We start from the raw sequence: 12,867 nt of genomic DNA, 5'->3' as shown, positions 1-12,867 counted from the left end.
GGCGATGGCATATTTCTTCCTCAGACTTGTGCCGCCTCGTCCCCGTTTTCCGCATGATGCGACCGGGGAGGAAACGGCCGCGATGAAGCGCCATGTCACCTATTGGCACCAAAACGCAGAAGAGGGATCGGCGATTGCCGTCGGTCCCGTCTTCGAAGGTGAGGGAGCCTGGGGCATGGCAGTCGTTTCGGCAGTGGATCAAAAGGCGGCGCAAGCGCTTGCCGATGCCGATCCGATCATCCAGTCCGGTTACGGCTTTCGCTTTGACATATTGCCAATGCCCTCGATCATTCTCCGGCCATCTGTTGCCGGAAACGAATAAACGAACACAAGCAAATCAGGATTTGAACAATGGCCACAGAAATCCGCGTTCCAACTCTCGGTGAATCCGTCAGCGAGGCAACCGTCGGTACCTGGTTCAAGAAGGTCGGCGACGCCATCAGGGCCGACGAGCCGATTCTCGAGCTTGAAACCGACAAGGTGACCATCGAAGTGCCGGCTCCCGCTTCGGGGACGCTGTCTGAAATCGTTGCCCAGGCTGGCGAAACCGTCGGTCTTGGCGCACTGCTCGGCCAGATCGCCGCAGGCGCCGGTGCTGCAGCTGCTCCGGCTCCTGCTGCCGCTCCTGCCAAGGCCGCCGAACCTGCTGCCGCGGCACCTGCACTGGTCGCCGCTGCTGCTGCGCCGGCTGCTTCCGCATCCGCCATGCCGCCGGCACCGGCTGCTGCGAAGATGCTTGCCGAGAACAGCCTGTCGGCCGATCAGGTCGACGGCAGCGGCAAACGCGGCCAGGTTCTGAAGGGCGACGTGATCGCCGCTGTTGCCAAGGGCATCTCCGCCCCGGCGGCCGCTGCGGCCCCTGCCGTTCCGGCTGCTGCCCGCGGCCCGTCGACGCTCGAGGACGCCGCTCGCGAAGAGCGCGTGAAGATGACGCGCCTGCGCCAGACGATCGCCAAGCGCCTGAAGGACGCACAGAACACCGCCGCCATGCTGACCACCTACAACGAGGTGGACATGAAGGCCGTCATGGATCTGCGCGCCAAGTACAAGGACGTCTTCGAAAAGAAGCATGGCGTGAAGCTCGGCTTCATGGGCTTCTTCACCAAGGCGATCACGCATGCGCTGAAGGAGCTCCCGGCCGTCAACGCCGAGATCGACGGCACCGACATCATCTACAAGAACTTCTGCCACATCGGCATGGCCGTCGGCACGGACAAGGGTCTCGTCGTGCCTGTTATTCGTGACGCCGACCAGATGTCGATTGCCGAAGTCGAGAAGGAACTGGCGCGTCTGGCAAAGGCTGCTCGCGACGGCTCGCTTTCGATGGCCGATATGCAGGGCGGCACGTTTACGATCACCAACGGCGGCGTCTACGGTTCGCTGATGTCCTCGCCGATCCTGAATGCTCCGCAGTCCGGTATCCTCGGTATGCATAAGATCCAGGACCGTCCGGTTGTCGTCGGCGGCCAGATCGTCATCCGTCCGATGATGTATCTCGCGCTCTCCTACGATCACCGCATCGTCGACGGTAAGGAAGCCGTGACCTTCCTCGTTCGGGTCAAGGAAAGCCTGGAAGACCCGGAACGTCTGGTTCTCGATCTCTAAGCAATCGACTGGGCCGCATGAGCGGCCCTTTTCACCTCGGCGGGGCGCGCGATGTCGCTGGCAATTTCCACAGGGCGTATGACGATCATGCCTCCCCTTGCCAAAGGCAGGGTCGGGGTTTCGTTCGCGTTTCTGTTGGCGCTGCCTGCGGCCGCTGTCGGCGCTTCCGATTGCCGGCAGGCGAGCGCTGTCTATGCCGACAGGGATGGCGCCTACGAGCTGCGCTTCACGCCGATCGATTCGGAAGCGGCGGCTGCCAGCAACCGGTTCACGCTGAAAGTGCTGAAAACCTCGATCGAACTCGACGGCTACGTCATGCCCTCGGACGATCCCGAGCGCGCCGTCGGTATCCTGATGTTTAAATGCCCAGGCGGCGACGTGACGGGCACCGATCTTGACGCCTGCACAATTTGGCAAGGCACAGTCTACGGCGCAAACGCCAAGGGCGAGATCGACAACCTTCAGCCTGAAGCTGCGGCTGCCGCTGACAGCGTCTTTCTGCCAGGCCTCGGTCCGTCGATCCGCCGATCGCAGATCTGGGGTAACGACAAGGCGAGTGTTGCGCCGTGGGACGTCCTGGCATTCAAGGAGTGCGCGAAATGACAAAACGACCGGTCCTTCTCGTCACCGGCGGCAGCCGGGGCATCGGTGCTGCGGTCTGCCGGCTTGCTGCCCGCCAGGGCTGGAACGTCGCGGTGAACTACGCCGCGAACCGCGCTGCTGCCGACACTGTTGTCTCCGATGTCAAGGCTGAGGGTAGCGACGCTATCGCGATCAAGGGCGATGTCGGAAGCGCGCAGGATATCACTTTGATGTTCCAGGCCGTCGACAGACATTTCGGACGGCTGGATGGACTGGTCAACAATGCCGGCATCGTCGATACGCAGCAGCGCGTCGACGAGATGAGCGTCGAACGCCTTGAGCGGATGATGCGGATCAATGTGACCGGCTCGATTCTCTGCGCGGCCGAGGCCGTCCGCCGCATGTCGTCGAAGCATGGCGGTAAAGGCGGCGTAATCGTCAACATCTCGTCGATGGCAGCGGTTCTGGGTTCGGCCTCGCAGTATGTCGATTACGCCGCGTCGAAGGCCGCGATCGATACCTTCACCATCGGTCTCTCACGAGAAGTGGCGAACGAGGGCGTGCGTGTGAACGCCATCCGTCCCGGCGTCATCGATACCGACATTCATGCGTCCGGCGGCCTGCCGAACCGCGCGCGCGACCTGGCGCCGAGCATCCCCATGCAAAGGCCCGGTACGGCGGAGGAAATCGCCGATGCGGTCCTCTACCTTCTTTCGCCGACGGCTTCCTATATAACGGGCGCCATACTCAATGTAAGCGGCGGCCGTTAGGACGCGGAGACCATTTTCTCATGCAATATCCTCTCGAATTTCTCGGCCTGATGGCCGTCTTTTCAATCTTCATCGTTGTGCCAGGCGCTGACTTCGCCGTCATCCTGCGTCAGAGCATCGTGCATGGCCGTCGTGCCGCTATCATGACCGGCCTTGGCATGGGTTTCTCTTTGCTGTTTCACATCAGCTACACGATCCTCGGCCTCGGCCTGATCGTTTCCAAATCGCTGATGCTGTTTGCCATGATCAAATGGGCAGGCGTCGCCTATCTGGTGTACCTCGGCATCAGATCGTTCCGCGAGCCGGGTTTCAACGTGAATGAAATCGAGGTGACGGAGGAAGACCGCAAGCCGATCTCGGCGCTGGAATGCCTAGGCATGGGCTTCATCACCAACGCGCTCAATCCGAAGCCGGTGCTCTTCTTCCTGTCGCTGTTCTCGACGCTGGTGCATCACGATACCCCGGCGCTGATCCAGTTCAGCTACGGCATCGGCATGGCCACAGCGCTCGTCGCCTGGTTCGCCGGCGTGTCGACCTTCTTCACCGTCAAGCCCATTCGCGACCGCTTCATCGCAAGCGGCAAATGGTTCAACCGCATCACCGGCGCCGCATTGGTCGGCTTCGGATTCCGCCTCGCGCTCGCCCGCGCGGCTGACTAAGCAAATAACGAAAAGGGAAAGAAACAATGTCCTACGATGTGATCGTTATCGGAACCGGACCCGGCGGCTACGTCGCCGCCATCAAGGCGGCGCAGCTTGGCCTCAAGGTCGCTGTCGTTGAAAAGCGCGCGACTTTCGGCGGCACCTGCCTGAACGTCGGCTGCATCCCGTCCAAGGCGCTGCTGCATGCCTCCGAAATGTTCCATCAGGCCGGCCACGGCATGGATGCGCTTGGCATCGAGGTAGCCGCTCCGAAGCTGAATCTCGAAAAGATGCTGGCGCACAAGGATGCGACGGTGAAGTCGAACGTCGACGGCGTTGCCTTCCTCTTCAAGAAGAACAAGATCGATGCCTTCCAGGGCACCGGCAAGATCGTATCGGCTGGCAAGGTTTCCGTGACTGGCGAAGACGGCAAGGTGCAAGAAATCGTAGGCAGGAACATTGTCATCGCCACCGGCTCCGACGTGGCCGGCATTCCGGGTGTGAAGGTTGACATCGACGAGAAGGTGATCATTTCCTCGACGGGCGCGATCGCGCTCGAGAAAGTGCCGGAAACGATGATCGTTGTCGGCGGCGGCGTCATCGGCCTCGAGCTCGGTTCGGTCTGGTCGCGCCTCGGCGCCAAGGTCACCGTTGTCGAATATCTCGATACAATTCTCGGCGGCATGGATGGCGAAGTCTCCAAGCAATTCCAGCGGATGCTCGTCAAGCAGGGCGTGGCCATCAACCTGAGTTCCAAGGTGACGGGCGTCGAAAAGGGCGGCAAGGGTGCCAAGGTAACGTTCGAGCCGGTCAAGGGTGGCGATGCGCAGACGCTGGAAGCCGAGGTCGTTCTGATCGCGACCGGCCGCATTCCTTACACGGCCGGCCTCGGTCTTGAAGAAGCAGGCGTCAAGCTCGACAACCGTGGCCGCGTCGAGATCGACGGTCATTTCCGTACGAACGTTCCCGGCATCTACGCAATCGGCGACGTGGTGAAGGGGCCGATGCTGGCCCACAAGGCTGAAGACGAAGGCGTGGCACTCGCCGAAATCCTCGCCGGCCAGCATGGCCATGTGAACTACGACGTCATCCCGAGCGTCGTCTACACGCAGCCGGAGGTCGCTTCCGTCGGAAAGACCGAGGAAGAGCTGAAGGCCGCAGGCGTCGCCTACAAGGTCGGCAAGTTCCCGTTCACGGCCAACGGTCGTGCCCGCGCCATGCTGGCGACCGATGGCTTCGTGAAGATCCTTTCCGACAAGGAAACTGATCGTGTCCTCGGCGGCCACATTGTCGGCTTTGGTGCGGGCGAGATGATCCACGAGATCTCCGTGCTGATGGAGTTCGGTGGTTCCGCGGAAGATCTCGGCCGCACGTGCCACGCGCACCCGACCATGTCGGAAGCGGTCAAGGAAGCGGCTCTCGCCGCCTTCTTCAAGCCGATCCATATGTAATATTAAATTTTGGCAATACGGGACGGGCCGCTTGCTTCACAGCAGGCGGCCCATTTACCTTAGAACAGTTCTAATCGCTGTTTTGAGGATAGATACATGCCTACCGATTCTCGTGATGCATATAGCCTGCCGCAGAGGTTGCTGCATTGGGTGATGGCGCTCATGATCTTTTTCAACCTGCTCTTTCCAGATGGTATGAACGCTTGGAACCGGACGGTCCGTCGGGGTGGCATCCCATCGGTTGATCAGGTTGCATCTGCCAATGTGCATGCCTATGTCGGCATCGGTATTCTCATTCTGGCAATCCTTCGTGTTTGCTTGCGCCTTTTTCAGGGTGCGCCCGCTGAGCCGGCGGCGGAACCGAAGATATTCCGGATTGGCGCCAAGGTCGCACATGCCGCGCTCTACCTGCTGATCTTCCTCCTGCCGCTGACCGGCATGGCGGCGTACTATCTAGGGGTCAATATTTCCGGCGAGCTTCATGGTGGTATCTTCAAGGCGGTCCTGTGGGCCGTGATCACCGCGCATGTCGCTGGCGCGCTCGCCCATCAGTTCTACTGGAAGACCAATGTTCTCAGGCGAATGACCGTCGGGAGCTAGTTGACGGCCGTCACCGTGAAGCCCTGCTTGCGCAACAGTTCAATCACGCCGCCTTCGCCCGGCAGATGCAAGGCGCCGACGGCCATGAAGACGTTGCCATTGGCAAGGATCGGGGCTGCACGCTCGGCCATCACCTTGTTGCGGTCGAGAATGATGCGTTGCTCGAAGGCGGCGTAGTCGCCGTCCTCGTCCTTGCCGTCAGGCGAGACGGTCTTCAGCATCGGAATGGTCATGCCGATATCGCCGGAGAGGTAGAGATCGGTCATGGTCTCCACCACGTCGTTCATCCTGGAGCCCAAGGCCAGCGTCTCGATCAGCGACTTCATGTGGAATTCGGTCGGCAGCTCGGCCATTGCCTGCAGCTGCTCGGCAAGAGTTTCCAGACCCTTGACCTGCTTGCCCTCGGCAACGGCGTCCGCGGCGATCTTCTGGTCAAGGAACTTTACGCCCTTCGCCTTGCGGGCCATTTCGCAGCCGGGCAGGGCAACGACGCTCGATATCATCCAGGGGCGCATGCGCGAGACCGCGGCAAGCGGGATGCCGCGCTGCTTCAGACCTTCCTCCAGACGAACATAGTCGTCGTGGGACAGGAGCTTTTCGATCGTCGTCCCATCGGTGAACATCATCAGCTCCGGCTTCATCAGCAGAGCGGCGGAAGCCTTTTTCTCGTCGAGGATCTCGTCGGATTCGATCACGATGGTGTCGGCACCATCGTGGGCCGCCTGCGTGCGCGGCGGGAGCGTCAGCACGCGTGGATCGGTGACATGCATGCTGCCGAGCAGCCAAGACGGATTCACGCCCGGCTTTTCGATCTTCCAGAAAATGCCCTTGCCGTTCGGCACGGCGTCCGCTTCCTTGACCGCTTCGGCGTAGCGGGCTGGGTCGCGCTGCTTGAGATCGGTGAGGATGTTGCGGCCAGTGCAGCTGGCGTCTTCTGCGGCAGCTGCCGGTGAGACCGAGAACAGCACGGCGATCAGCGTTGCAGCGAGCAGCATGTGAAATGCAGCGATCAGCCAAAGCAGGAGATTGCCCGGCGATGCGATGTGCAGGCTGCGGTGGCCGATGGAAATCGTCATGATGGTGTTCCGGTCACTGTGATCGCCAAACTTTACGCTTCGCGTGCGGATATTCCTTTAAGAGAAGCCGTTAACAAAAGATTACGCCCGAGGATGGGCGCGGTCGTAAACTTCCAGCAGACGGGATGAATCCACACCGGTGTAGACCTGGGTGGTGGAAAGGCTGGCGTGGCCGAGCAATTCCTGAATGGTTCGTAGGTCGCCGCCGCCCGCCAGAAGATGGGTCGCGAAGGAGTGCCGCAGCGCGTGCGGTGTCGCTGTCTCGGGCAGGCCGAAGGCACTTCGCATCTTCTGCATCGTGCGCTGGATGATCGCCGCCTGCAGCTTGCCGCCGCGCGCGCCGCGGAAGAGAGGCTCGTTGCCTTCAAGATGATAGGGACATAACGACCGGTATTTCTCGACTGCCTCGAAGACGATGGTAAGCAGCGGCACGAGGCGGGTCTTGTTGCCCTTGCCGGTAATGCGCAGCGTCGCCGCTCCCCGGTTGAAGTCGTCAGGCGTCAGATCGAGCGCTTCGGAGATGCGCAAGCCGCAGCCATAGAGCAGGGTGAAAACGGCGGCGTCGCGTGCCGCGATCCAGGGCTCTTCGTGTAGCTGCGCTTCGTCGCTGACGACGGTGATGGCCTGCCTGTCGGAAAGTGGCTTCGGCAGCGACTTCGGCTGCTTCGGCGAGCGGATCGCACCGGCGCCGGCTGCATTCACCAGCCCCTTTTTTTCGAGGTAACGCAGCAGTGAGCGTAAACCGGCGAGATTGCGGCCGAGCGAGCGGGGTCCGGATCCCTCTTTGCGACGTGCGGCGAGGAATGCGCGGAAGTCGGCGGGCCGCAGCGCATGGATATCCTTCAGCGTTGCGGGTCCCGCGAGATGACCGGTCAGGAAGGTAAGGAACTGGCGCGTGTCGCGCTCGTAGGCATCGAGCGTATGCTCGGAAAGGCGGCGCTCGCTGGCCAGGCTGTCGAGCCAGGCGGTGCGTTCCGCCATCAGGCGCGGGTCGGCGATGATCAGGAGTTCGTTCACGTGTCTGGCCCTTGAATTTGCCAATCCGGCTGCCAATTCTGAAGGACCGACAGTTATGGAATTGCTAATACCGCCCAAGTGGTTGTCATGGTTCCATCATATTAATCGACGTAACTGGTTTCCCAACGACGCAGGATCTTGCATGCCACGGCGCCACCCCACGACCGCTTTCGGACAATTCGCGGAAGCGATTGCCCTCGTTTCCCATGGCAAGCCGGGACATATCGTTGACACGTTGATCGCCGAGCGCGGACAGAGAATCGTCAAGCACCCGTTCTGGCCGATCATGCGGCCCTTTCTCCATACGCTCCTGCGCTACAACAGGGCCATCAGCTTCGCCAACGACGTCGCGAACATGCCAGGCTTCCAGTGCTTCGAGTACATGAGCAACCTGTTGAAGCTCGAGATCAATGTCAGGCATGGTGAACGCATTCCTGATACCGGCGGCTTCATCCTCGTCAGCAACCATCCGACCGGCATTGCCGATGGGGTGGCCGTCTTCGATCTCTTGAAGAACAAGCGGCCCGACATGATGGTGTTCGCCAACCGCGATGCCATACGTGTCAATCCGCGTTTTGCCGAGGTCATTATTCCGGTCGAATGGCGGGAAGAGTATAAGAGCAAGCTCAAGACCCGTGAGACGCTGCTGATCACCAACCGTGCGGTCAGGGAAGGCAAGGCAACGGTTCTCTTTCCGTCCGGGCGGATTGCCTATTGGGCGAACGGACGGCTGAACGAGCGTCCGTGGAAAACCTCGGCTGTCGGGCTTGCCCGCAAGTACAACCTGCCGATCCTGCCGGTGCATATGACGGCACGGAATTCGGGCCTCTTCTACTGGCTCGCAAAGTGGTCAACGGAGCTCAGGGATATGACCGTCTTTCACGAGCTTCTGAACAAGCGCGGCGACCGGTTCGACTTCGTGGTCGGCAACCTGATCCCGGTGGAGCATCTCGACGGCGACATCAACGAGGTGACCAAGGCATTGGAAGACCATACGGCGCGCGCCCTCGATATGGATGACGACGCGCAGTTCGTGCCTCTGGTCCGACCGGCCGAGCCGGTGCTGGCCGGCGCCCATTCAATTCCCTGACCGGATAGGTTAAAGCGAGGCATGCTGCTCCGCTCGATGTTTGCCCAGAACTACCGGTCCTTGCGATCGATCCGCATGGATCTTTCGGGCATCAATCTATTCATCGGTGAGAATGGGGTCGGGAAGTCCAACCTCTACCGCGCGCTGCAGCTTATCCAGGCGGCAACGCGCGGGCGCCTGGCGCATGAGATCGCTGCAGAAGGTGGCATGTTCTCGGCGCTCTGGTCCGGGCCGCGACGGGACGCCGACGGGCCGTTCCGTATCCGTCTGGAAACCGAACTTCTCGACGAGGAAAGGGCGATCACCTTCCGCTATCGTGTCGAAGCCGGCTTGCGGCCGCCGAGCGCTGCGGCAGGGTTTCCCTTCGAGCCGCAGATCAAGGCCGAAGAGCTTTCGATCGAGACGGGGACGCGACCGGTCACGATAATGAAGCGCGCTGGCCCCGCCATCTCGGTTCGCGACCAGAATGGGCGGATGCAGGACTATCCTGAGCAGGCGCTGACCTCGGAAACGGCAATCGCGCTGCTCGGCGATGCCGGCCACTATCCCGAGATCGGAACATTTCGGCGTGCGATCGACGGCTGGCGCTTCTTTCACGGCTTCCGCACGGACCGCTCTTCGCCGCTGCGCGCCCCCTGTCTTGCCGTCACAGCGCCGCTTTTGGACGAGGATGGCGCCAACATTGCCGCAGTCTTCGCGACGCTTGTACATACGCGTGAAGATACCGTCGATCTCGATCGGGCCGTCGTCGCCGCCCTCGGCGGTGCGCGGCTTGTCGTGCCGCTGCCCGAGGAGACGGCGGAGTTCGGCCTTTCCTTCCCGGAATTTGCGAACCGTGTGTTTCAGCCGCGCGAGCTGTCGGACGGGCAGATCCGCTTTCTGGGGCTTGCGGCCGCGCTGATGTCATATCGTCTGCCGCCGCTGATTGCACTGAACGAACCGGAGGCAAGCCTGCATCCGGACATGCTGCTGCCGCTGGCCGACATGATCGCGGACGCGGCGCGAAGCAGCCAGATCTGGATCGTCACCCACTCCGAGCCGCTGGCGGCTGCCGTGTGCGAGCGATGCGGTGCACGCGCCCGCCATGTCGTGCGGCAGGACGGTGCCACCTGGATTGAAGGAATGCGGCTCACCGGCGTCATCGACGAGAACGAGTGAGACAGCGCGGATCATGTTCCAGGTTTTCTTTTTAAGCCGATCCGGGCATGGTCTCGCCCGATGAGCACAGATTCGTCCGATCTCTTTGGAGCGCTGTTTGAGACGCCGCCGGCCAACCGCACGGTTCCGGTGCTCGTTCCCATGCCTGCGCCGAAGCCCTATTCCTATGCCGTGCCGGAGGGCATGGCGGTCGAACCGGGCTCGGTCGTACAGGTGCCGCTCGGTCCGAGGCAGGTGATCGGCGTCGTCTGGGATGGCGGCCAAGACGGTGTCGATCCGAAGAAGCTCAGGCCGATCAGCCATGTCTTCGATTGCCCGCCGCTGACCAAGGAGATGCGCGATTTCATCGACTGGGTGGCGAGTTACACACTTTCGCCCCCTGGTCTCGTGGCGCGTATGGCGCTGCGCGCACCCAACGCCTTCGAGCCGGAGCCGATGGTGGAAGGACTGCGCTTCGTCGGCGGCGAGCCGGAGCGGATGACGTCGGCACGCGCCCGTGTGCTTGATATCGCCGGTGATGGTCTGTCATGGACGCGAAGCGGGCTTGCGCATGCCGCCGGCGTCTCGACAAGCGTGGTCGACGGCCTAGTCAGCCAGGGTGTTTTCGAGACGGTGTTCCTGCCGCCGCCGCCGGTGGTCGCCAAACCGGATCCAGATTTCGTGTCAGCACGGCTTGAAGGCCCGCAGAAGGACGCCGCAGACGAGATTCTCGCCGAAGTTCGAAAGGGCGAGTTCGCGGTCTCGCTGATCGACGGCGTCACCGGTTCGGGAAAAACGGAAGTCTATTTCGAGGCGATCGCGGAAACACTGAAGCGCGGCAAGCAGGTGCTGATCCTCTTGCCGGAGATCGCGCTGACGGCGAGCTTTTTGGAGCGATTTCAGGATCGCTTCGGCGCAAAGCCCGCCGAATGGCATTCCGACCTGGCACCACGCACCCGCGAAAAGGTCTGGCGTCAGGCAGTCACGGGCGAGGTTCGCGTCGTTGCCGGCGCGCGTTCGGCGCTGTTTCTGCCGTTCGAGGATCTTGGCCTCATCATCGTCGATGAAGAGCACGACCCGGCGTACAAGCAGGAGGACCGTGTCTATTACAATGCGCGCGACATGGCGGTCGTACGCGCTCGCATTGGCGATTTCCCCGTGGTTCTCGTGTCCGCCACGCCCTCGGTCGAGAGCCAGGTCAATGGGCAGAGCGGGCGTTACAGCACCATTCACATGCCCACCCGTTTCGGCGATGCAGCGTTGCCGGATCTGCACCTTATCGACATGCGTCGCCATGCGCCCGAGCGCGGCGGCTTCCTGTCGCCTGTCCTGATCCGGGCGATCGGCAAGACGATCGAAAAGCAGCAGCAGGCGCTTCTCTTTCTCAACCGGCGGGGCTATGCCCCACTAACGCTCTGCCGCGTCTGCGGCCACCGCTTCCAGTGCCCGCAGTGTTCCAGTTGGCTCGTCGAGCACCGGTTTAAGAGACAATTGCAATGCCATCAGTGCGGTCATGCCGAGCGGACGCCCGAAGCCTGCCCGGAATGCGGCACGTTCGATCACCTCGTTGCATGCGGGCCGGGTGTCGAGCGCATCGCCGAAGAGGTGGAGCGCCATTTTCCTGAAGCGCGAACGATCGTGCTCTCGTCCGACATGATGGGCGGCGTCAAGCGGCTGCGGCTCGAGCTCGAGGCCATCGCGAAGGGAGAAGCTGATATCGTCATCGGCACGCAGCTTGTCGCCAAGGGTCATAACTTCCCGCTGATGACGCTAGTCGGCATCGTCGATGCCGATCTCGGGCTTGCCAATGGCGATCCGCGCGCTGCCGAGCGCACCTTTCAGCTCTTGTCGCAGGTCACGGGCCGCGCCGGCCGTACCGGCCTGAAGAGCCACGGCCTGTTACAAACCTACCAGCCGCAACATCCCGTCATGCAGGCGATCGTGTCGGGCGACGCCAGCGCCTTTTACGAGCGCGAGATAGCCGAGCGCGAGCGCGCCATCCTGCCGCCGTTCGGGCGGCTGGCGTCGATCATCGTCTCGGCGGAAACCCGCCACGATGCGGAAAACCACGCCCGCGGCATTCGAAACGCCGCCCCCAATGTTTCCGGCATTTCCGTGCTCGGGCCTGCGGAAGCGCCGCTTGCGCTGGTTCGAGGCCGCTATCGTTTCCGGCTTCTCGTGCATGGGCGGCGGAATTCAGACATGCAAGCGTTTCTCAGGGCCATGCTTGCGCAAGCGCCGAAGGAGCGCGGGTCGGTGCATGTGCAGCTCGATGTGGACCCGCAAAGCTTCCTGTAGATGGTGTTCCGACGGGCTTTTGCCGGGTACCGCAATCATGCCATAAGGACGGCGAAGCAGGGGATTCGGGGTCGGTCGAATGGATTTTTATTTTCCAACGGAGTTGGGCGAACAGCTCGCTTTCGCAGCAGCCACATTCACGGCGCTGGCGGGCTTTGTCATCATGTTTGCACCAGGCTATGCGATGCGGCTGTTCGGCCTCATGCCGCGCGAGGGCCGGCGTGACGGATATGCCGAACAACGATCCGTCGGCGGCTTCTATCTCGGCTTCGGTCTTTCGGCCATTATGCTGGCGCAGAACTGGATCTACATGGCGCTTGGCGCGTCCTTCGCCATGGCGGCGTTTGCGCGGATCATCTCGCTCCTTTCAGATAAGGGGAGCGCAATTCTCAACTATTTACTTCTGGTTGTGCAAATCGTTTTGGCAGCACTGCCACTCGCCTATGTTTTCGGTTTCTTTTCCGCTTGAGTTGAGCGGATATCTCTCGTGCCGAGCTCTTTGTTGCTGGGCTTTGAGCATTTTTGCGTTAGAAATCGATGGGAAAGCCGTATTCGGGCGTTACGCGTGTTGCGAGTCCGAACATCCTATGTTAGACGGAC

The 12,867-nt window shown here is 61.6% G+C and carries 13 protein-coding genes; 11 read left to right on the top strand and 2 right to left on the bottom strand.

What is annotated here, in order from left to right:
• The first annotated feature begins 4 nt into the window (after window positions 1-4).
• The 7 genes from FHX09_RS10190 to FHX09_RS10160 all read left to right on the top strand — a co-directional run bounded on the left by FHX09_RS10190 (window position 5) and on the right by FHX09_RS10160 (window position 5,649).
• Window positions 5-322 (top strand): YciI family protein, encoded by a 318-nt coding sequence (locus tag FHX09_RS10190; RefSeq protein ID WP_007796982.1) that lies wholly within the window; start codon window positions 5-7, stop codon window positions 320-322.
• Between the two features lie 29 nt (window positions 323-351).
• The gene (gene odhB / locus FHX09_RS10185; RefSeq protein ID WP_132588570.1) at window positions 352-1,605 is read left to right on the top strand and encodes a 2-oxoglutarate dehydrogenase complex dihydrolipoyllysine-residue succinyltransferase; all 1,254 of its coding nucleotides are present in this window, start codon (window positions 352-354) and stop codon (window positions 1,603-1,605) included.
• A 78-nt stretch (window positions 1,606-1,683) separates the two neighbouring features.
• On the top strand, window positions 1,684-2,208 hold the full coding sequence (locus FHX09_RS10180; RefSeq protein WP_245505415.1) for a hypothetical protein: 525 nt from the start codon (window positions 1,684-1,686) through the stop codon (window positions 2,206-2,208).
• A complete protein-coding gene (locus FHX09_RS10175) occupies window positions 2,205-2,957 on the top strand; it encodes an SDR family oxidoreductase (protein WP_184449881.1) in 753 nt (250 codons plus the stop codon). The genes FHX09_RS10180 and FHX09_RS10175 overlap by 4 nt, the downstream gene beginning before the upstream one ends.
• Window positions 2,958-2,977: 20 nt before the next feature.
• Window positions 2,978-3,616, top strand: a complete 639-nt coding sequence (locus tag FHX09_RS10170; protein WP_007796971.1) for a LysE family transporter — start codon at window positions 2,978-2,980, stop codon at window positions 3,614-3,616.
• A 26-nt stretch (window positions 3,617-3,642) separates the two neighbouring features.
• Window positions 3,643-5,049 carry a dihydrolipoyl dehydrogenase gene (gene lpdA / locus FHX09_RS10165; RefSeq protein ID WP_184449879.1) on the top strand — a complete coding sequence of 469 codons (1,407 nt, stop codon included), beginning with the start codon at window positions 3,643-3,645 and terminating at the stop codon, window positions 5,047-5,049.
• Between the two features lie 96 nt (window positions 5,050-5,145).
• A complete protein-coding gene (locus tag FHX09_RS10160) occupies window positions 5,146-5,649 on the top strand; it encodes a cytochrome b/b6 domain-containing protein (RefSeq protein ID WP_007796967.1) in 504 nt (167 codons plus the stop codon).
• Here FHX09_RS10160 and FHX09_RS10155 read toward each other — a convergent pair.
• Entirely contained in the window at window positions 5,646-6,725 is a 1,080-nt protein-coding gene (locus FHX09_RS10155; protein ID WP_184449877.1) for a TraB/GumN family protein, read from the bottom strand. The genes FHX09_RS10160 and FHX09_RS10155 overlap by 4 nt on opposite strands.
• 81 nt (window positions 6,726-6,806) lie before the next feature.
• Window positions 6,807-7,742 (bottom strand): tyrosine recombinase XerC, encoded by a 936-nt coding sequence (locus FHX09_RS10150; protein ID WP_007796962.1) that lies wholly within the window; start codon window positions 7,740-7,742, stop codon window positions 6,807-6,809.
• Window positions 7,743-7,884: 142 nt separating this feature from the next.
• On the opposite strand from FHX09_RS10150, the gene FHX09_RS10145 reads away from it, so the two are divergent.
• The 4 genes from FHX09_RS10145 (at window position 7,885) to FHX09_RS10130 (ending at window position 12,736) form a co-directional block, all read left to right on the top strand.
• Entirely contained in the window at window positions 7,885-8,832 is a 948-nt protein-coding gene (locus tag FHX09_RS10145) for a 1-acyl-sn-glycerol-3-phosphate acyltransferase (protein WP_132588565.1), read from the top strand.
• Window positions 8,833-8,853: 21 nt separating this feature from the next.
• On the top strand, window positions 8,854-9,990 hold the full coding sequence (locus tag FHX09_RS10140) for an AAA family ATPase (RefSeq protein WP_132588564.1): 1,137 nt from the start codon (window positions 8,854-8,856) through the stop codon (window positions 9,988-9,990).
• Between the two features lie 60 nt (window positions 9,991-10,050).
• On the top strand, window positions 10,051-12,267 hold the full coding sequence (locus FHX09_RS10135; RefSeq protein ID WP_132588563.1) for a primosomal protein N': 2,217 nt from the start codon (window positions 10,051-10,053) through the stop codon (window positions 12,265-12,267).
• A 79-nt stretch (window positions 12,268-12,346) separates the two neighbouring features.
• Window positions 12,347-12,736: a hypothetical protein gene (locus FHX09_RS10130; protein WP_007796951.1), complete on the top strand. Its 390-nt coding sequence runs from the start codon at window positions 12,347-12,349 to the stop codon at window positions 12,734-12,736.
• The last annotated feature ends 131 nt before the right edge of the window (window positions 12,737-12,867 follow it).

Origin of the sequence: Rhizobium sp. BK538, from assembly GCF_014197575.1 — a bacterium.
Classification (GTDB): Bacteria; Pseudomonadota; Alphaproteobacteria; order Rhizobiales; family Rhizobiaceae; genus Rhizobium.
Note: the sequence above shows the minus strand (reverse complement) of the source record. Positions and strands in the feature narration are given on the sequence as shown.

What these genes read in the sequence shown, in the direction of transcription:
- odhB (WP_132588570.1), top strand. Translation starts at nt 352, where the DNA reads ATGGCCACAGAAATCCGCGTTCCAACTCTCGGTGAATCCGTCAGCGAG.
- FHX09_RS10170 (WP_007796971.1), top strand. Translation starts at nt 2,978, where the DNA reads ATGCAATATCCTCTCGAATTTCTCGGCCTGATGGCCGTCTTTTCAATC.
- FHX09_RS10130 (WP_007796951.1), top strand. Translation starts at nt 12,347, where the DNA reads ATGGATTTTTATTTTCCAACGGAGTTGGGCGAACAGCTCGCTTTCGCA.
- FHX09_RS10180 (WP_245505415.1), top strand. Translation starts at nt 1,684, where the DNA reads ATGACGATCATGCCTCCCCTTGCCAAAGGCAGGGTCGGGGTTTCGTTC.
- FHX09_RS10175 (WP_184449881.1), top strand. Translation starts at nt 2,205, where the DNA reads ATGACAAAACGACCGGTCCTTCTCGTCACCGGCGGCAGCCGGGGCATC.
- FHX09_RS10145 (WP_132588565.1), top strand. Translation starts at nt 7,885, where the DNA reads ATGCCACGGCGCCACCCCACGACCGCTTTCGGACAATTCGCGGAAGCG.
- FHX09_RS10160 (WP_007796967.1), top strand. Translation starts at nt 5,146, where the DNA reads ATGCCTACCGATTCTCGTGATGCATATAGCCTGCCGCAGAGGTTGCTG.
- FHX09_RS10140 (WP_132588564.1), top strand. Translation starts at nt 8,854, where the DNA reads ATGCTGCTCCGCTCGATGTTTGCCCAGAACTACCGGTCCTTGCGATCG.
- FHX09_RS10190 (WP_007796982.1), top strand. Translation starts at nt 5, where the DNA reads ATGGCATATTTCTTCCTCAGACTTGTGCCGCCTCGTCCCCGTTTTCCG.
- FHX09_RS10155 (WP_184449877.1), bottom strand. Translation starts at nt 6,725, where the DNA reads ATGACGATTTCCATCGGCCACCGCAGCCTGCACATCGCATCGCCGGGC.
- lpdA (WP_184449879.1), top strand. Translation starts at nt 3,643, where the DNA reads ATGTCCTACGATGTGATCGTTATCGGAACCGGACCCGGCGGCTACGTC.
- FHX09_RS10135 (WP_132588563.1), top strand. Translation starts at nt 10,051, where the DNA reads ATGAGCACAGATTCGTCCGATCTCTTTGGAGCGCTGTTTGAGACGCCG.